We start from the raw sequence: 17,374 nt of genomic DNA, 5'->3' as shown, positions 1-17,374 counted from the left end.
GGGGGAGACACCATGAAAAGTGATTGTAGATTGGCAACTATTTTAGCACATGCAGGAATAAAATCAGATGAAGCGACAGGAGCGTTAGCAGCACCTATTCATTTTTCCACAACTTATCAACACCCAGAGTTTGGAAAATCAACAGGTTTTGATTACACAAGAACGCAAAACCCAACACGCGCAACACTTGAAAAGACACTTGCAGCGATTGAAAAAGCAGATTATGCACTTGCAACGTCATCTGGTATGAGTGCTATTGTTTTAGCCTTTGAAATTTTTCCTGTTGGAGCCAAAGTAGTTGCCGCACGTGACTTATATGGTGGCTCTTTCCGTTGGTTCAATGATAAAGAAAGAGAAGGGCGTTTTTCGTTTGAATACACCAATACAGAAGCAGAGCTTTTAGCAGCAATTTCTGATGACACGGATATTGTTTACATTGAGACTCCAACGAATCCACTAATGGTTGAATTTGACATTGAAAAAGTGGCGAATGCGGCTCATGCCAAGGGGGTTAAGCTTATTGTGGACAATACTTTTTACAGCCCAATTTATCAAAATCCAATTCCACTTGGAGCTGATATTGTTGTGCATTCAGCCACAAAATATTTGGCAGGACATAATGATGTCTTAGCAGGCGTTGTGATTACAAACGACAAAGAGACATATGACAAACTTTTCTACAATCTCAATACGACTGGTCCAACTTTATCACCATTTGATTCTTATATGTTAATGCGTGGGTTAAAAACTCTTAAACTTCGCATGGAAAAATCAACTGAAAATGCGCGTGAGATTGTTGCATTTTTGGAAAAATTACCTGCTGTTAAAGAAGTGCTTTATACGGGTAAAGGTGGCATGATTTCTTTCAGAGTGGTTGATGAAAGTAAGATTCCAGATATTATCAATAGTCTTGATATTATTACATTTGCAGAAAGTCTTGGTGGTGTGGAAAGTTTAATCACTTACCCAAGAACCCAAACACACGCAGACATTCCTGAAGAGGTTCGTTTATCTTACGGATTAACCAATGATTTATTGCGCTTATCTATTGGAATCGAAGATGTTGAAGATTTAATTGATGACCTAAAACACGCATTGGAGGCTTAGTATGGGAACATATGATTTTACAACGAGACCAAATCGCCTAACACATTTCACATATAAATGGCAGACGTCTGAAAATGACCCTGATTTGCTTCAACTTTGGGTTGCTGATATGGATTTTTTGCCTGTTCCAGAAATTAAAGAAGCGGTTATCGATTATGGACAAGAACACCTCTTTGGCTATAATTATTTTAAGGATTCTCTTTATCAATCAGTGATTGATTGGGAAAGAAAAGAACACGGCTACAACATCACCAAAGATGACATTTCTTTCATTGATGGTGTTGTTCCTGCCATTTCAGTTGCTATTCAGGCTTTTACTGAAAAAGGCGATGCGGTGCTGATTAATTCGCCAGTTTATTATCCTTTTGCACGGACAATTCGTCTAAATGACCGTAAATTAGTGGAAAATTCTTTGGTTATTAAGAATGGGCATTTTGAAATTGACTTTGACCAACTTGAGAAAGATATCGTTGATAATCAGGTGAAACTTTATGTTTTTTGTAGCCCACACAACCCTGGTGGGCGTATCTGGTCAGCACAAGAATTGCAAAAAATCGGTGAGCTTTGTGAAAAACATGGCGTTATCTTAGTTTCAGATGAAATTCATCAAGACTTAGCGCTTTTTGGCAATAAACACCATTCTTTCAATACGGTTGATGACCGTTTTAAAGAATTTACGCTTATCCTGTCATCAGCTACGAAAACATTTAACATTGCTGGTACGAAAAATAGCTTTGCGATTATTCAAAATCCGAAACTTCGTAAGCAATTTAAACGTGTCCAATTGGCTAATAATCAACACGAAGTTCCGACTCTGGGAATGATTACGACAGAAACTGCCTTTACTTATGGCAAGCCATGGTTAGAAGAATTAAAAAAAGTTATCGAAGAAAATATTAATTACGTTGTGGATTATTTTGAGGAAAATACCAAGATTAAGGTCATGAAGCCTGAGGGAACTTACCTTGTGTGGCTTGACTTTTCAGCCTATGGCATTGAACAACCACAATTAAATGAAAAACTTCAAAAAGAAGCAAAAGTGGTGTTAAATGATGGCGCACATTTTGGAAAAGAAGGCAAAAGTTTTGCTCGTCTAAACGTTGCTGCACCACTAGAAACTGTAAAAGAAGCCAGCAAACGCATCGCTAGCGTCTTTGGAAAGTAAAGACATCAGTCCAATTGGCTGATGTTTTTTTCATAAAACTGAGAATAATGACTAATTTTAAAAAAAGTATGACATTGGTCATAATTAGTGAGCATATTTTGCCATTTTCTGCTATAATTGATAAGGTTAAACTAAATTTAGTATAAAAGGAGTACATCATGGGAAAATTCCAAGTTATCTCACACCCGCTTATCCAACACAAATTATCAATCTTGCGTCGCACAACAACTTCAACTAAAGATTTTCGTGAATTAGTTGATGAAATTGCAATGCTTATGGGTTATGAAGTATTGCGCGACCTTCCACTTGAAGATGTTGAAATCGAAACACCGATTACAAAAACAACTCAAAAACAATTAACTGGTAAAAAATTAGCAATTGTTCCTATTTTACGTGCTGGTATCGGTATGGTTGACGGTTTCCTCAGCTTAGTTCCAGCTGCTAAAGTTGGTCATATCGGAATGTATCGTGATGAAGAAACATTGCAACCTGTTGAATACCTTGTGAAATTACCAGAAGATATTGACCAACGTCAAATTTTTGTGGTTGACCCAATGCTTGCAACAGGTGGTTCAGCTATTTTAGCTGTTGATTCTCTTAAAAAACGTGGCGCAGCTAACATTAAATTTGTTTGTCTCGTATCTGCACCAGAAGGTGTTAAAGCTCTCCAAGAAGCACACCCAGATATCGACATTTACACAGCCACTCTTGACGAAAAACTTGACGAACATGGTTACATCGTTCCAGGTCTTGGTGACGCTGGTGACCGCCTATTCGGCACAAAATAAGATTAAGTTGATTGCCTAACTAATAATAAAAAGTTTGTGTTCCATAATGAGCGCAAACTTTTTTGTTAGTCATGAATAGTGCTGGAAACGTTTTTGGTAAATTGTTGCGCTGCTAAGGGAAGTGTCTGCCAATTTTTCCATGCAAGAACAACGGTTCTAAATGGATTTTCGCTAATCTGACGAACAGCTAAATCCTCAAGAGATAAGCCATCAAGGAAATTTTCATAAAGCAAACTGACTCCCAATCCTTGTCGAATCATCTCCAAGATCGTATAGTCGTCATAAATTTCATAGGTAAAGGTCGGCACGATATTTTCCTTAGCAAAGGCGGTACGTGTCAAACTGTGGTCACCTTCATCAAGTAGAATTAACTCTGTCTGAGCTAAATCAGCCAGTGAGATTTCGGATTGCTGAGCTAGGGGGTGTTTGCTAGGCAAGACGGCGTAAAGAGAATCTTGATAGAGAATTTGCGATTGCAGTTGCCCAACGTAGTCCATATGGGTAAACCCTAAATCAACTTGCCCAGTTTCTAGCCATTGGTAAATACTAGTATATTCTCCCTGTTTGAGCACAAAATTGACACTTGGATAATTCGCCTTGAATGCTTTGATAAAAGGTAAAATGAAATTCCGACTAGCCGACGTAAAGATACCAATACGTATCTCGGCTTTATCCAACCCTTGCAATTCCTTGATTTTTTTGGTTAGCTGTTTTTCACCTTGGACGATTTGTTGGAAATAAGGATAAAGTGTTTGTCCGTCTTTTGTGAGCTTTATTCCCTCATTGCCACGCGTTAGTAAACATGTTCCAATCTCTTCTTCGAGATTTTTAATCGTCTGGCTGACAGCACTCTGCGAATAATTTAGTTGCTTTGCTGTTTTGGTAAATGAGCCCAATTCAATAACTGAGCAAAAAATAGCATATTTTGAAACCATAACTGTATCTCCTGATAAGTAAAACTTATACTTATATTATAAACTTTAATTTTACTTATGGCTAATATCAACTTATAATAAAACAAGAAATGAAAAATCGAGAGGTGACGTTATGATTCAGAAATATGCTAAACTTTTTTCAGCTTCAGTTCCTCTAGTATGGGGAATGTCTTATCTTTTTATGGCGCTTGGGGCATCTGAAATTCCGGCGATAGAATTAGTTGCTCTTCGCTGTGGGTTAGCTTTTGTGGCACTCGTTTTGCTTTTTTTCCGCCATTTGCAAAAGACGTTCTCGTGGAAAATGATGATTTACAGTGCATTTGCAGGATTATTACTATTCGCTGTCTTTTATGGCTTAGTCGTTGGTGTCGTTGACACATCAGCTTCAACAGCAGGATTTCTGGCTTCTACTACGGTAGTTATTGTTCCTATCATTCAGGCTATGATGACACGAAAAATACCAGATTTAAAGACAATAGTAGCAATTCTGATTGTTTTATCAGGGCTTTTTTTATTGACTGGTGCCGATTTATCGCAATTTAATTTCGGCGCGATTATGTGTCTAATGGCTGCAGCTTTATATGCTATCTATATCATTCTCTCTAAATATTTTATTGAGCGAGTAGATGCGATGAGTTTGGGCATTTGGCAGTTGGGCTTTGCTAGCCTCTATGCTTTAGTGGGGACGCTTGCGCTTGAAAGATCTGTTTTGCCTCATAGTGGGACGATTTGGGCAGCTGTCCTAGGTTTAGCATTGATTTGTTCAGCTTATGGTTGGGTGATGCAAACCATTGTTCAAGCATATGTCAGTGCAGAATTTACTAGTTTTATGTTTTCGCTAGAACCTATTTTTACAGCCTTTTTTGCCCTTTTATTTTTTGGAGAATGGCTGAGCAGTTTAGCTTATTTGGGAACTATTTTGATTTTTATCGGTGTGCTTTTAGTGACTTATCAGCCTAAAAAAGACAAGCAATCCATTTTACTTCAGGAAAAAGTCAATTATTAACGTTTTTTATTTGACCTTTTTTGACCAATTGACTATAATAGTTTTAGATTCATTATTAAAACCAGACATGGATAAGAAGGTGATAGTCACCATTTCAATTTGTCCATGTATCTTAATAAAGGAGGAAATATATGATTCCCGTAGTTATTGAACAAACGAGCCGTGGTGAACGCTCATATGATATTTATTCACGCCTTTTGAAAGACCGTATTATCATGTTGACTGGACCAGTTGAAGATAATATGGCTAACTCTATCATTGCCCAATTGTTGTTCCTTGATGCACAAGATAACACTAAAGATATTTACCTTTATGTTAATACTCCTGGTGGTTCAGTATCAGCAGGACTTGCCATTGTTGATACAATGAATTTCATTAAATCAGATGTTCAAACAATTGTTATGGGTATGGCAGCTTCAATGGGAACTGTTATTGCGTCATCAGGTGCAAAAGGTAAACGTTTCATGTTGCCAAATGCTGAATACATGATTCACCAACCAATGGGTGGTACTGGTGGCGGTACACAACAAACAGATATGGCAATTGCTGCCGAACACCTTTTGAAAATACGTCACAACTTGGAACAAATTTTGGCTAACAACTCTGGTCAAACATTTGAAAAAGTTCACGCTGACGCCGAACGTGATAACTGGATGAGTGCACAAGAAACCCTCGAATACGGCTTCATCGACGAAATCATGGTAAACAACGAATTAAACTAATTGAAGATAATACTATATTAAGCCCACCTTTGGTGGGTTTTTTTGTTCCGAGCTGACCGAGGATACATTTAACGTTAATTGTGGTATAATCGTTTTATGTTGACAATTGATGAACAATTATTTGATATTGATGAGACTATTGATGAGGTTGTCGCATCCTTTCTTGAGTTGGAAAGTGTCAAAGACTATCGGAAAGCACGTGAGGTTTTCTTGGCAGATACTATACTTCAGGAAAAAATTATGCATTTTCAAGCCTTGAAACAAAGCTATGAAGATGCTAAGCCGTATGCAGCTTTTCGACCAGAACTTACTGAGATACGTCATCAACTTTTAAAGGAAAAAAGAGCCATTGACATCAACGAAAAAGTGAGTCAATTGCGACAAAGTGAAGTTGCTGTTCAAAAAATTTTAGCAGAACTATCACAAAAAATCTCATCAGCTATTTCATCTGATATTTTTGTAGATACAGGTTTGCCTTTGGCACCACATAAATTACACCATGGGAATTGTAGTAAAGGAGGACGGAAAAAAATGTTTAAAAAACAGGAACGTCAGGGGATTATTGTTTATTTATACTATAATCGTGATGCTCGAAAATTAAATAAATATGGTGATGTTTTATACCATTCGCGTAAAATGCGATATCAGGTCTTGTATGTGAATAAAGAAGAAGCAGAAGATATTGCAAAAGAAATTTCAGAATTGAAATTTGTTAAAGAAGTATCATTATCACAGTTTGATAATATCGATAAAAATTTTGTAGGCAATTTAGCTCGTTTTTGATATAATATAATTTTGTATGACTAAGAAGTACACAAAGAATGTTGACAATTTTCTGATAATTCAGTATTCTCTGAAGTAACTTTTTATTAGAAATTTAAGGAGAGAAATTTTTATGCATAAAAAGATTGCGCTTACAGCGCTAACTTTTTTAGCCTCAATTGCTTTAGCGGCTTGTAGTAAGTCACCAGACGTCACTGCAAATGCCACAGGAACAACGATTGGTGATACCTTGAAAATTGGTGTTAATCTTGAATTGACTGGTGCAGTAGCTGCTTATGGTAATGCAGAAAATGACGGTATAAAACTTGCCGTTGAAGAGATTAATAAAGCTGGCGGTGTTGATGGTAAAAAAATCGAACTCGTTACGAAAGATAATAAATCTGAAAACGCGGAAGCTTCTACTGCAGCGACTAACTTGGCTATTCAAAGTCAAGTTAATGCCATGATTGGTCCAGCCACTTCTGGTGCGGTTTCTGCCGCTAGTTTGAATGCCCAGAAAACAGGTGTTCCGTTGTTGACTCCAAGTGGCACACAGGATGATTTGACAGTGGATAGTGATGGCGTTAAAAAGTACGTTTTCCGTGCGACTTTCCAGGACAGCTTCCAAGGTCAGGTTTTAGCACAGTACGCTTATAGCAATTTGAATGCTAAAAAGGTTGTTCTTTATTATGATAACTCAAGTGACTATGCTAAAGGGATTGCTGAGGAATTCCAAGAAAAATATCAAGGAGAGATTGTTGCAACAGAGACATTTGCTTCAGGGGATAAAGATTTCCAATCAGCCTTGACAAAATTCAAAAACTTGGATTATGATGCTATTGTAATGCCAGGTTATTATACAGAAACTGGTATCATTACAAAACAAGCGCGTGATATGGGTATCGAAGTTCCAATTTTGGGACCTGATGGTTTCAATGATGATAGCTTTGCTGACTTGGCTGGTACAGCAAATACGCATGATGTTTATTACGTATCAGGTTATTCAACGAAAACAGCACTTTCAGATAAAGCAACAGAATTTATTGCAGCATATAAAGAAAAATACGGTTCAGAACCAAATATGTTTGCAGCGCTTGCATATGACTCTGTTTATATGATTGCAAAAGCAGCAGAAGGCGCAGAGACTTCTGTTGATATTGCTAATAACTTAGCAAATCTGACAGATTTTGAAGGTGTTACTGGTACAATGACTATCGATGAAGATCATAACCCAATCAAGACAGCCTTGATGGTTAAGATGAAAGATGGTGTTGAAGATTCGGCTGAAGCCGTTGAAATTACAGGAGATAACTAGAGGTCATTTTCCTTTAGCTTTATATCACATAACTAGAAAGTTTGGTATTATATGTTTTTAGAACAGCTCCCCCAACAACTGGTTAATGGTATTATTCTAGGAAGTATCTATGCGTTACTTGCTCTTGGTTATACCATGGTTTATGGGATTATTAAATTAATTAATTTTGCTCATGGCGATATTTATATGCTAGGTGCATTTATCGGTTACTATGCTATTAGTAGCCTTCACATGAATTTCTGGATTGCACTCATTTTTACAATGATTGCCACAGCTTGTCTGGGAATGATTATTGAGTTTTTGGCTTATCGTCCATTACGTCATTCGACGCGTATTGCAGCTTTGATTACGGCGATTGGTGTGTCATTCTTCCTTGAATATGGTATGATTTTCTTGGTCGGTGCAAATACACGTTCATTCCCGCAAGCTATCGACATTGTCAGCTACAAGATTGGCTCTGTAACGGTGACAAACATTCAATTGTTGATTTTGATTGTTTCCCTTGTTTTGATGGTTGCGTTGCAATTAATCGTTAAGAAAACAAAAATGGGGAAAGCAATGCGTGCTGTATCTGTTGATAGCGATGCAGCTGAATTAATGGGAATTAACGTCAATTCAACAATTAGTTTCACATTTGCGCTTGGTTCTGCACTTGCAGGTGCCGCAGGTGTGTTAATCGGTCTTTACTATAACTCAATTGAACCATTAATGGGGATGACACCTGGTATCAAAGCCTTCGTTGCCGCTGTTCTTGGTGGTATCGGCATTATTCCAGGGGCAGCTTTAGGTGGATTTGTTATTGGTATTTTGGAAACTTTATCAATTTCTCTCAACCTTTCAAGTTATCGTGATGCCATTGTTTACGGTGTCTTAATTATCATTCTTTTGGTAAGACCTGCTGGTATTCTTGGCAAAAACGTGAAAGAGAAGGTGTAGAAAATGAAAAAGAATCTAAAAATCAATCTTTCTTGGCTTGCTTTGATTGTTGTTCTTTTTGGAATCTTAGAATTTCTAGCAACAACTAATATTTTGAACCTTTACTACATTCAAATTCTCATGGGGATTGGGATTAGTATTTTAATGGGACTTGGTACTAACCTTGTGCTCGGTTTCTCAGGACAATTCACACTTGGACAAGCTGGGTTTATGGCAATCGGTGCTTATGCAACAGCGATTATTACACAACAAAATCCAACTTATGGTGGTTTCTATTTCTCAATGCTTGTTGGGATTGTGATTGCTGTTCTTGTGGCGCTTGTTTTTGGTATTCCAACACTTCGTTTGAAAGGTGACTACCTTGCGATTGCAACGCTTGGTATGGCTGAAATTATCCGTATTGTTATTGTCAATGGTGGCGATTTAACCAACGGTGCGGCTGGTTTGACAGGAATTTTGCCATACACAACATGGCCAGTAATCTTTATCTTTGTCGTCGCAATTACGATTTTGATTTTAAATTTCTTGCGTTCATCTATTGGACGTCAAGTTATTTCTGTTCGTGAAGATGAGATTGCAGCAGAAGCAATGGGTGTCAACGTCACAAGAATGAAAGTCTTAATTTTTGTAATGGGAGCTATCATTTCAGCTATCGCTGGCTCACTTTACGTTGGTTACATCGGAACAGTTGTACCAAAAGACTTTACTATCATGAAATCAATTGATTACTTGATTATTGCCGTTCTTGGTGGGCTTGGTTCTATCACAGGAACTATTCTAGCAGCCATTGTTTTAGGAATTCTTAACATGTTCTTGCAAAACGTTTCAAACCTCCGTATGATTATCTATTCATTGGCATTAATCTTGGTAATGATTTTCCGTCCAGGAGGACTTTTAGGAACAAAAGAATTCACATTATCACGTTTCTTTAATAAAACTAAGGGGGACAATCATTAATGGCACTTCTTGATGTTAAAAATTTAACCAAACATTTCGGTGGTTTGACAGCCGTTGGTGATGTCACAATGCATTTAAATGAGGGAGAGTTAGTTGGTCTTATTGGTCCAAACGGTGCTGGTAAAACAACACTTTTCAACCTTTTGACAGGTGTCTATGAACCAAGCGAAGGCTCAGTTTCTTTAGACGGCACATTGTTAAATAGCAAGAAACCTTATAAAATCGCATCGCTTGGTCTTTCACGTACTTTCCAAAATATCCGTCTCTTTAAAGATATGACTGTTTTGGAAAATGTACTTGTTGGCATGGCTAATCAAAATAAATCACATGTCTTTGCAAGCTTTCTTCGTTTGTCAAAATTCTATCAAAGCGAGGAAGAGTTGCGCCAAAAAGCTATGGATTTGTTAGCTATCTTTAATTTGGATGGGGATGCAGATACCCTAGCTAAAAATCTTCCTTACGGTCAGCAACGTCGTTTGGAAATTGTGCGTGCCCTTGCAACTGAACCAAAAATTCTTTTTTTAGATGAACCTGCTGCTGGGATGAATCCACAAGAAACAGCAGAATTGACACAGTTAATTCGTCAAATCAAAGAAGAATTTAACATTACCATTATGCTTATCGAACATGATATGAGTCTTGTAATGGAAGTGACAGAACGCATTTATGTTCTTGAATATGGACGTTTAATTGCTCACGGTACACCTGATGAAATCAAAAATAATCAACGTGTTATTGAAGCTTATCTTGGAGGTGAAGGATAATGACAATGTTAAAAGTTGATAATTTATCAGTCCATTACGGCGTTATCCAAGCTGTAAAAGATGTTTCATTTGAAGTCAATGAAGGAGAAGTTGTCACACTTATCGGTGCCAATGGTGCTGGTAAAACTTCTATTCTTCGTACGATTTCTGGTTTAGTTCGTCCAAGTGCTGGTAAAATTGAATTTTTAGGAGAAGAGATTCAAAAAGAACCCGCTCGAAAAATCGTTGCTAGTGGTTTGTCACAAGTTCCTGAAGGGCGCCACGTTTTCCCAGGCTTAACTGTGCTTGAAAACCTTGAATTGGGAGCTTTCTTGCGTAATGACCGTGAAGAAAATCAAAAGAATTTGAAGAAAGTTTTTGATCGTTTCCCACGACTTGAAGAGCGTAAATCGCAGGATGCAGCCACACTTTCAGGTGGTGAACAACAAATGCTTGCTATGGGACGTGCTTTGATGAGCCAACCCAAATTACTTCTTCTTGATGAACCGTCAATGGGACTTGCGCCAATTTTTATCCAAGAAATCTTTGACATCATTCAAGATATTCAAAAACAAGGAACAACTGTCTTGTTGATTGAACAAAATGCCAATAAAGCATTAGCGATTGCTGACCGCGGTTATGTTTTAGAAACAGGAAAAATTGTTCTTTCAGGAACAGGTAAAGAGTTGTTAGAATCAGAAGAAGTTCGCAAGGCTTACCTCGGTGGCTAACAAACCGTTAGCTGAATTTAGTATTTAACCAAGTCTAGGATAGTTGTTATCCTAGGCTTTTTATCATGAACAACATTCTTGGCTGCTTTATTTTCATTATTTTTTCAATCTTTGGTGAAACCGTTTGCGGTTTGTGGTATAATAATAACAAGAAAATAATATGGAGAATTGTTATGGCAGTAAAAGATTTTATGACTAAAAAAGTTATTTATGTGTCTCCTGATACAACAGTCGCACATGCGGCTGATATGATGAGAGAACAAGGCTTGCGTCGCTTACCTGTTATCGAAAATGATAAGCTTGTCGGGATTGTTACCGAAAGAACAATGGCAGAAGCTAGTCCTTCAAAAGCAACGACTTTGTCAATTTATGAGATGAATTATTTGCTTAATAAAACTAAAATTCGTGACGTGATGATTCGCGATGTTGTGACGGTTTCACCATACGCAAGTCTAGAAGATGCGATTTATACCATGATGAAAAATCGTGTTGGAATTGTTCCTGTTGTCGAAAGTAGCCAAGTCTATGGTATCATCACAGATAAAGATATCTTCAAAACTTTTCTTGAAATTTCTGGTTATGGCGAAGAGGGTATTCGCGTGGCTATTTCGGCTGATGATACGGTTGGAACTTTGGCAAAAATTGTAGATACGATTTCAAACGACAATCTCAATATCAAACGTACCGTTGTTGCCACTCGTAAATCTGGAAAAGTTGCTATTGAAATCCAAATCGATGGTAAAGCTGACGTTGCAGATTTGCGTGAAAAATTGCTTAACCAAGGCATTCAAGTTGATGCGATTGAATTAACAGAAGCAAAATCATTGGATTGATTGGTAATCTAACTGAGAGAGCAGAATTTAGTTTCAAACTAGGTTCTGTTTTTTTGAGCGACGAGATGTAAAGTCATGTTTATTAACTTTTTATGCTTGAATCCAATAAGTTAGCGAATTTGCTAGTGTTATTTTTGCCTGTTTTTTGTTAAAATAGAAGCGTAGAAAGAATTTTAAGGAATTTTCATGAAAAACGGTATAATTATTTCATTTGAAGGTCCAGATGGGGCTGGAAAAACCACAGTTTTAGAACAAGTTCTTCCAGTTTTGCAAGAAAAGGGCTATGATATTGTAACCACACGTGAACCTGGTGGTGTTGAAATTGCAGAGCGTATTCGTGATGTCATCTTAGATGTCAATCACGTTGCTATGGATAGTAAGGCAGAGTTGCTCTTGTATATGGCAGCAAGACGTCAACATTATGTTGAGAAGGTTCTGCCAGCTTTAGAGGTTGGTAAAGTGGTCTTGATTGACCGTTTTATTGATAGTTCAATCGCTTACCAAGGCGCTGGACGTGGCTTGGATAAAGATATCATTACGAGATTAAATGACTTTGCAACAGACGGTAGAAAACCAGACTTGACGCTTTATTTTGATGTTGAATCAGAAATTGGTTTAGCCAGAATTGCTAAAAATGCTGAGCGTGAAGTTAACCGACTTGATTTGGAAAAATTAGACATGCACAAGCGTGTTCGAGAAGGTTATTTAGTCTTGACTGAACAAGAAAAACGTATTGTGACTATTGATGCGTCGCGTGAATTGGCAGATGTTGTGTCAGAGACACTTCATACTATTCTTGAACAGTTAGCAAAAAATGAGTAGAGGGATTTAGATGGAATTAGAGCACTTGCAACCCCAACTTTTTAAAGAGTTTAATCAGATTTTGAAATCAGATAGGATGAACCACGCCTATCTTTTTTCAGGGGATTTTGCGAGCTTTGATTTTGCTCTTTATCTTGCTAAAAGTCGTTTTTGCAAAAATCTCCAAGATGGTTTGCCATGTGGAGAATGCCGTGAGTGTCAGTTAATTGCTGAAAATGAATTTTCGGATGTTAAGATTGTCAAACCAAGCGGGCAAGTTATCAAAACTGATATGATTCGTGAATTGATGCGCAATTTCTCACGTTCAGGTTTTGAAGGTAAATCACAAGTTTTCATCATTCAAGATTGTGAAAAAATGCATGTTAATGCTGCAAATAGCCTTTTGAAATTCATTGAAGAGCCGCAAAGTTCTTCCTACATGATTTTGTTGACTAGTGATGAAAATAAGGTTTTGCCGACGATTAAAAGTCGAACACAGATTTTCCGTTTTCCGAAAAATAAGCCGCTGTTGATTGAGCAAGCTGAAAAAGCTGGAGTTTTGAAAACACAAGCAGAAATATTAGCAGAATTGGCAAAAACACCGAAGGACCTTGATGAATTGATGCAAGATAAAAAAATATTGGATGTCATTCAAACTTGTGAGCGTTTTGTTACGGTTCTGTTTAAGGAAAAAATGCTAGCTTATTTAGAAACAGGGCGTTTGGTTCAAGTTGCTTTAGAAAAATCTGACCAAGAATTTGTTTTTCAACTCTTGCCGCTATTCTTAGCCAAGCAATTTAAACAAAAAGAAAGTTTGCTTTATTTAGAAAAAAGTTATAAGGCGCAACAAATGTGGAAAAGCAATGTAAGCTTCCAAAATGTGCTAGAATATATGGTGATTTCATGACAGAAGTATTGAGCGTAAAATACGAAGAAACAGGCAGTATTGTCTATGTTTTACCAAATAAAAAATATAAACTCGGCGATTACGTCGTCGTCAAAAATAAAAAAGGGTGTCGTTTGGCGCAAGTTGTCACTAGTAACGAAGTCATCGATGAGGTCAAATTACCTGCTGAGATGGATTCTGTGACGCGTCTTGCCAACGAAAAAGATAAACAAGCATTCCAAGAAAATATTGACTTAGCGAAGCATTCGTTTTCAACGGTTAATGAGCTGATTTTAGCCAATGACCTAAAAATGAAAGTGATTGATATTATTTTCCCATTGGAAAGAAGCTATGTGCTTATCACGTTTTCAGCAGAAGAACGTGTTGATTTTCGTCGATTGCTACGTGACTTAGCAGGTCATTTCAAAACAAGAATTGAACTTCGCCAAATCAATAGTCGCGAAGAAGCTAAGGTTTATGGTGGTGTTGGACCATGTGGTCGTGCCCTTTGCTGCTCAAGCTTCTTGGGAGAATTTCCACCTGTATCTATTAAAATGGTCAAAAATCAAGGAATGTCACTCAGCACAGGAAAAACAGCAGGTATCTGTGGACGTTTGATGTGTTGTTTGAGTTTTGAAGATGACTTTTATAAAACCTCTAAGGAGAAATTCCCTGATGTGGGAACGGAGATTGAAACAGCTGATGGCTTGGGAGTTATTGCGGGGATTGGTGTGTTTTCTGATACCGTCAAAGTTCGTTTACCGGAAAAACACACGCTTTTAACCTATGCTTTAGAGGAGGTCAAAGTACGTGGATAAAAAAGAATTGTTTGATGCCTTTGATGGTTTTTCACAAAATTTAATGATTACCTTGGCTGAAATTGAAGCCATGAAAAAGCAAGTGCAATCGCTCCTAGAGGAAAATACAGCTTTGCGTCTTGAAAATGATAAAATTCGAACGCGCCTAGCTCAACTTGAGCAAGATACGCCAGCTAAATCTTCTAAGCAAGGAAAACGATATATCGAAGGCATTTACCATGATGGTTTCCATATTTGCAATGACTACTATGGTCAACGTCGTGAAAACGATGGAGAATGTATGTTTTGTATGGAAGTTTTAGATAGGGAGTAACTGCCTATGAAAATACAAAAAAGTTTTAAAAATCAGACAACCTACGGCAAGTTGTATCTTGTCCCAACACCAATTGGCAATATGCAAGACATGACTTATCGTGCCGTGGAAATACTAAAAAATGCTGATTTTGTCTGTGCAGAAGACACTCGCAATACAGGGCTTTTGCTGAAACATTTCGACATTTCAGCCAGGCAAATTAGCTTTCATGAACACAATGCCTATGAAAAAATTCCTGAATTAATTGCTCTGATGAAAGAAGGAAAAAATTTGGCACAAGTGTCTGATGCTGGGATGCCTTCTATTTCTGATCCAGGTCATGATTTAGTAAAAGTAGCTATCGCTGAAGAGATTCCTGTCGTTGCTATCCCAGGGGCTTCTGCTGGGATTACGGCGCTTATTGCGAGTGGCTTAGCACCGCAACCGCATATTTTTTACGGTTTTTTGCCAAGAAAAGCTAAGCAGCAGAAGGAATTTTTTGAAGCTAAGAAACAGTATCCTGAAACACAAATTTTTTATGAATCACCTTACCGTGTCGCAGATACATTGGACAATATGTTAGCAATATATGGTGACAGAAAAATCGTTTTGGTTCGTGAGTTAACAAAACTTTATGAAGAATATCAGCGCGGATACATCTCAGAAATTTTGGAATACATTGCCCAAAATCCTTTAAAAGGAGAATGTTTAATCGTTGTATCTGGTCAAGACGAGACAGTAACATCAGAAGAAATGCCAGAAGATATCAATCCTGCTGAACTCGTTGCTCAGTTAGTCGAAGCTGGGGACAAACCAAATCAAGCCATTAAAAAAATAGCTAAAATTTATGGTTTAAACCGCCAAGAAGTTTATAATACTTATCATCAACTTTAAAGATTATTAATCAGTTGAGACAACCACCGATGATTATGGAATTATCATCGGTGGTTTTTATCTTCAAAGCTTTTTTACTTATATTTCACAATTTAACGTTAGAAAATATAACATTTATAGTTATATCAGAAACAGCGACTTAGCTAACATTTCTATGTCAAATGATATAATCGATAAAATCAGTATTATCAAGGGAAAAAGAGTGTTTTTTAATGCCTAAAACGACTAACATTTTATGTGATATATACAGAAAATTTAGAAAATTTAGCAAAAAACACTTTACTTCACCAAAAAATAATGTTATATTATCTAACATAAAATCTCGCAACACTTGTTGTAGTATTTTAGAAATTGACTTTAAGGTTTAAAGTCTTAAAATATAAAAGGAGTTTTTGATATGGATGCAGGAAGTATAGCTTTTATGATTATCTGTGCTAGCCTAGTCTTTTTGATGACACCAGGTTTAGCATTCTTCTATGGTGGTTTAGGGAGACGCAAAAATGTCATTAATACAATGATGATGTGTGTGATTCCGATTGCTGTTGGTTCAGTAATGTGGATGATTTGTGGGTATTCCCTTTCATTTGGTGGTGAAGGAAGCCTAATTGGTAATTTCTCGCATCTCTTTTTCAATGGTGTTAGCGAAACGGCTAGCACACGTGGTTTAGAAATTCCTGATGCGTTATTCTCAGCGTTCCAAATGATGTTTCCAATCATTACAGTTGCCATTTTAACAGGAGCGGCAGCAGGACGTATGCGTTTTACACCTTTGATTATTTTCATCATTTTCTGGCTTCTCTTGGTTTATTTCCCATTTGCTCATATGGTCTGGGATGAAGGACTTTTGGCTCAATGGGGAACAATTGACTTTGCTGGTGGTGATGTCGTTCATATTACTTCTGGGGTTTCAGGTTTGGTTTTGGCATTGGTACTTGGAAAACGTCGAGATTATAACCGTTTAGAATACCGTCCGCATAACGTACCATTTGTTTTCCTTGGTGCAGGTCTTCTCTGGTTTGGTTGGTTTGGATTCAATGCTGGTTCTGCCCTTGCAGCAGACGGTCTTGCAGTCCATGCCTTTGTCACAACACACATTTCAGCTGCGGCAGCAATGTTGTCTTGGTTGCTTGTTGAAAAAGTGTTAACTGGAAAATTCTCACTTGTCGGTGCTTCAACAGGATTGGTAGCAGGGCTTGTCGCTATCACGCCAGGAGCAGGTTTTGTTTCAACTTGGAGCTCTCTTCTCATCGGTCTTTGCGTTAGCCCAGTTTGTTATTTTGCGATTTCAGTTCTTAAGAGTAAATTCGGTTATGATGATGCTTTAGATGCCTTTGGTTGTCATGGTATCGGAGGGATCTTTGGTGGTTTGGTAACAGGACTTTTCACTACACCAGAACTCGCTCTTGACGGAAATAATATCGGTTTAATCTATGGTAATGCGCATTTATTTCTAGTAACAATAGCAGCTATCATTTTTACAATTGTTTGGTCAGCGGTAGCAACTTTTGTTATTATTAAAGTGATTTCAATCTTCACAAGTATTCGTGTTGAGGATCGTGCGGAAGTTATTGGTCTTGATGATAGTGAGCATGGAGAAACAGCTTACCCAACATTTATGGGGCTTGATTCATAATTAAAGGATAGTTAGAAATCTGAGCTAAATAGAAACGTTTAGAAAGAGAG

19 protein-coding genes and 1 pseudogene are annotated in these 17,374 nt (G+C 37.5%); 19 read left to right on the top strand and 1 reads right to left on the bottom strand.

The features are described from left to right. Positions 1-12 precede the first annotated feature (12 nt). The 3 genes from SMA_RS08135 (at position 13) to upp (ending at position 3,060) form a co-directional block, all read left to right on the top strand. Positions 13-1,107, top strand: a complete 1,095-nt coding sequence (locus SMA_RS08135) for a cystathionine gamma-synthase (RefSeq protein WP_014295102.1) — start codon at positions 13-15, stop codon at positions 1,105-1,107. A gap of 1 nt (position 1,108) precedes the next feature. Next, entirely contained in the window at positions 1,109-2,272 is a 1,164-nt protein-coding gene (locus tag SMA_RS08130; RefSeq protein WP_014295101.1) for a MalY/PatB family protein, read from the top strand. Positions 2,273-2,430: 158 nt separating this feature from the next. After that, the gene (gene upp / locus SMA_RS08125; protein ID WP_014295100.1) at positions 2,431-3,060 is read left to right on the top strand and encodes a uracil phosphoribosyltransferase; all 630 of its coding nucleotides are present in this window, start codon (positions 2,431-2,433) and stop codon (positions 3,058-3,060) included. A gap of 65 nt (positions 3,061-3,125) precedes the next feature. Here upp and SMA_RS08120 read toward each other — a convergent pair whose 3' ends face one another. Then, the gene (locus SMA_RS08120; protein ID WP_014295099.1) at positions 3,126-3,995 is read right to left on the bottom strand and encodes a LysR family transcriptional regulator; all 870 of its coding nucleotides are present in this window, start codon (positions 3,993-3,995) and stop codon (positions 3,126-3,128) included. Between the two features lie 112 nt (positions 3,996-4,107). On the opposite strand from SMA_RS08120, the gene SMA_RS08115 reads away from it, so the two are divergent. The 16 genes and pseudogenes from SMA_RS08115 (at position 4,108) to SMA_RS08040 (ending at position 17,324) form a co-directional block, all read left to right on the top strand. Beyond that, positions 4,108-5,001, top strand: coding sequence for a DMT family transporter (locus SMA_RS08115; RefSeq protein ID WP_014295098.1), 894 nt, complete (start codon positions 4,108-4,110; stop codon positions 4,999-5,001). A gap of 131 nt (positions 5,002-5,132) precedes the next feature. Continuing rightward, entirely contained in the window at positions 5,133-5,723 is a 591-nt protein-coding gene (locus tag SMA_RS08110; RefSeq protein WP_014295097.1) for an ATP-dependent Clp protease proteolytic subunit, read from the top strand. A 96-nt stretch (positions 5,724-5,819) separates the two neighbouring features. After that, positions 5,820-6,158 (top strand): annotated as a pseudogene (locus SMA_RS11715) (YlbF family regulator); the annotation flags it as partial. Between the two features lie 96 nt (positions 6,159-6,254). Beyond that, positions 6,255-6,506, top strand: a complete 252-nt coding sequence (locus SMA_RS11710; protein ID WP_009854761.1) for a YlbG family protein — start codon at positions 6,255-6,257, stop codon at positions 6,504-6,506. 112 nt (positions 6,507-6,618) lie between these two features. Further along, positions 6,619-7,800 carry an ABC transporter substrate-binding protein gene (locus SMA_RS08095; protein WP_014295095.1) on the top strand — a complete coding sequence of 394 codons (1,182 nt, stop codon included), beginning with the start codon at positions 6,619-6,621 and terminating at the stop codon, positions 7,798-7,800. Positions 7,801-7,851: 51 nt separating this feature from the next. Continuing rightward, positions 7,852-8,736: a branched-chain amino acid ABC transporter permease gene (locus SMA_RS08090; protein WP_014295094.1), complete on the top strand. Its 885-nt coding sequence runs from the start codon at positions 7,852-7,854 to the stop codon at positions 8,734-8,736. A 3-nt stretch (positions 8,737-8,739) separates the two neighbouring features. After that, entirely contained in the window at positions 8,740-9,693 is a 954-nt protein-coding gene (locus SMA_RS08085) for a branched-chain amino acid ABC transporter permease (protein WP_014295093.1), read from the top strand. Further along, positions 9,693-10,457, top strand: a complete 765-nt coding sequence (locus SMA_RS08080) for an ABC transporter ATP-binding protein (protein WP_014295092.1) — start codon at positions 9,693-9,695, stop codon at positions 10,455-10,457. The genes SMA_RS08085 and SMA_RS08080 overlap by 1 nt, the downstream gene beginning before the upstream one ends. Beyond that, positions 10,457-11,167, top strand: a complete 711-nt coding sequence (locus tag SMA_RS08075; RefSeq protein ID WP_014295091.1) for an ABC transporter ATP-binding protein — start codon at positions 10,457-10,459, stop codon at positions 11,165-11,167. The genes SMA_RS08080 and SMA_RS08075 overlap by 1 nt, the downstream gene beginning before the upstream one ends. 173 nt (positions 11,168-11,340) lie before the next feature. Further along, positions 11,341-12,000 carry a CBS domain-containing protein gene (locus tag SMA_RS08070; RefSeq protein WP_014295090.1) on the top strand — a complete coding sequence of 220 codons (660 nt, stop codon included), beginning with the start codon at positions 11,341-11,343 and terminating at the stop codon, positions 11,998-12,000. 186 nt (positions 12,001-12,186) lie between these two features. Further along, positions 12,187-12,822, top strand: a complete 636-nt coding sequence (gene tmk, locus SMA_RS08065) for a dTMP kinase (RefSeq protein ID WP_014295089.1) — start codon at positions 12,187-12,189, stop codon at positions 12,820-12,822. Between the two features lie 10 nt (positions 12,823-12,832). After that, positions 12,833-13,708 carry a DNA polymerase III subunit delta' gene (locus tag SMA_RS08060; RefSeq protein WP_014295088.1) on the top strand — a complete coding sequence of 292 codons (876 nt, stop codon included), beginning with the start codon at positions 12,833-12,835 and terminating at the stop codon, positions 13,706-13,708. Continuing rightward, positions 13,705-14,505 (top strand): PSP1 domain-containing protein, encoded by an 801-nt coding sequence (locus SMA_RS08055; RefSeq protein ID WP_014295087.1) that lies wholly within the window; start codon positions 13,705-13,707, stop codon positions 14,503-14,505. The genes SMA_RS08060 and SMA_RS08055 overlap by 4 nt, the downstream gene beginning before the upstream one ends. Continuing rightward, the gene (gene yabA, locus SMA_RS08050) at positions 14,498-14,818 is read left to right on the top strand and encodes a DNA replication initiation control protein YabA (protein WP_014295086.1); all 321 of its coding nucleotides are present in this window, start codon (positions 14,498-14,500) and stop codon (positions 14,816-14,818) included. Before SMA_RS08055 ends, yabA begins: the two co-directional genes overlap by 8 nt. Positions 14,819-14,824: 6 nt before the next feature. Continuing rightward, positions 14,825-15,691, top strand: a complete 867-nt coding sequence (gene rsmI, locus SMA_RS08045; RefSeq protein ID WP_014295085.1) for a 16S rRNA (cytidine(1402)-2'-O)-methyltransferase — start codon at positions 14,825-14,827, stop codon at positions 15,689-15,691. 397 nt (positions 15,692-16,088) lie between these two features. Further along, on the top strand, positions 16,089-17,324 hold the full coding sequence (locus SMA_RS08040) for an ammonium transporter (RefSeq protein WP_014295084.1): 1,236 nt from the start codon (positions 16,089-16,091) through the stop codon (positions 17,322-17,324). The last annotated feature ends 50 nt before the right edge of the window (positions 17,325-17,374 follow it).

The organism is Streptococcus macedonicus ACA-DC 198 (assembly GCA_000283635.1).
In the GTDB taxonomy this organism is placed as follows: domain Bacteria; phylum Bacillota; class Bacilli; order Lactobacillales; family Streptococcaceae; genus Streptococcus; species Streptococcus macedonicus.
This window is presented reverse-complemented; position numbering and strand designations above follow the sequence as displayed.

Coding starts and splice junctions, on each gene's coding strand:
- SMA_RS08135 (WP_014295102.1), top strand. CDS start 13: ATGAAAAGTGATTGTAGATTGGCAACTATTTTAGCACATGCAGGAATA.
- SMA_RS08130 (WP_014295101.1), top strand. CDS start 1,109: ATGGGAACATATGATTTTACAACGAGACCAAATCGCCTAACACATTTC.
- upp (WP_014295100.1), top strand. CDS start 2,431: ATGGGAAAATTCCAAGTTATCTCACACCCGCTTATCCAACACAAATTA.
- SMA_RS08120 (WP_014295099.1), bottom strand. CDS start 3,995: ATGGTTTCAAAATATGCTATTTTTTGCTCAGTTATTGAATTGGGCTCA.
- SMA_RS08115 (WP_014295098.1), top strand. CDS start 4,108: ATGATTCAGAAATATGCTAAACTTTTTTCAGCTTCAGTTCCTCTAGTA.
- SMA_RS08110 (WP_014295097.1), top strand. CDS start 5,133: ATGATTCCCGTAGTTATTGAACAAACGAGCCGTGGTGAACGCTCATAT.
- SMA_RS11710 (WP_009854761.1), top strand. CDS start 6,255: ATGTTTAAAAAACAGGAACGTCAGGGGATTATTGTTTATTTATACTAT.
- SMA_RS08095 (WP_014295095.1), top strand. CDS start 6,619: ATGCATAAAAAGATTGCGCTTACAGCGCTAACTTTTTTAGCCTCAATT.
- SMA_RS08090 (WP_014295094.1), top strand. CDS start 7,852: ATGTTTTTAGAACAGCTCCCCCAACAACTGGTTAATGGTATTATTCTA.
- SMA_RS08085 (WP_014295093.1), top strand. CDS start 8,740: ATGAAAAAGAATCTAAAAATCAATCTTTCTTGGCTTGCTTTGATTGTT.
- SMA_RS08080 (WP_014295092.1), top strand. CDS start 9,693: ATGGCACTTCTTGATGTTAAAAATTTAACCAAACATTTCGGTGGTTTG.
- SMA_RS08075 (WP_014295091.1), top strand. CDS start 10,457: ATGACAATGTTAAAAGTTGATAATTTATCAGTCCATTACGGCGTTATC.
- SMA_RS08070 (WP_014295090.1), top strand. CDS start 11,341: ATGGCAGTAAAAGATTTTATGACTAAAAAAGTTATTTATGTGTCTCCT.
- tmk (WP_014295089.1), top strand. CDS start 12,187: ATGAAAAACGGTATAATTATTTCATTTGAAGGTCCAGATGGGGCTGGA.
- SMA_RS08060 (WP_014295088.1), top strand. CDS start 12,833: ATGGAATTAGAGCACTTGCAACCCCAACTTTTTAAAGAGTTTAATCAG.
- SMA_RS08055 (WP_014295087.1), top strand. CDS start 13,705: ATGACAGAAGTATTGAGCGTAAAATACGAAGAAACAGGCAGTATTGTC.
- rsmI (WP_014295085.1), top strand. CDS start 14,825: ATGAAAATACAAAAAAGTTTTAAAAATCAGACAACCTACGGCAAGTTG.
- SMA_RS08040 (WP_014295084.1), top strand. CDS start 16,089: ATGGATGCAGGAAGTATAGCTTTTATGATTATCTGTGCTAGCCTAGTC.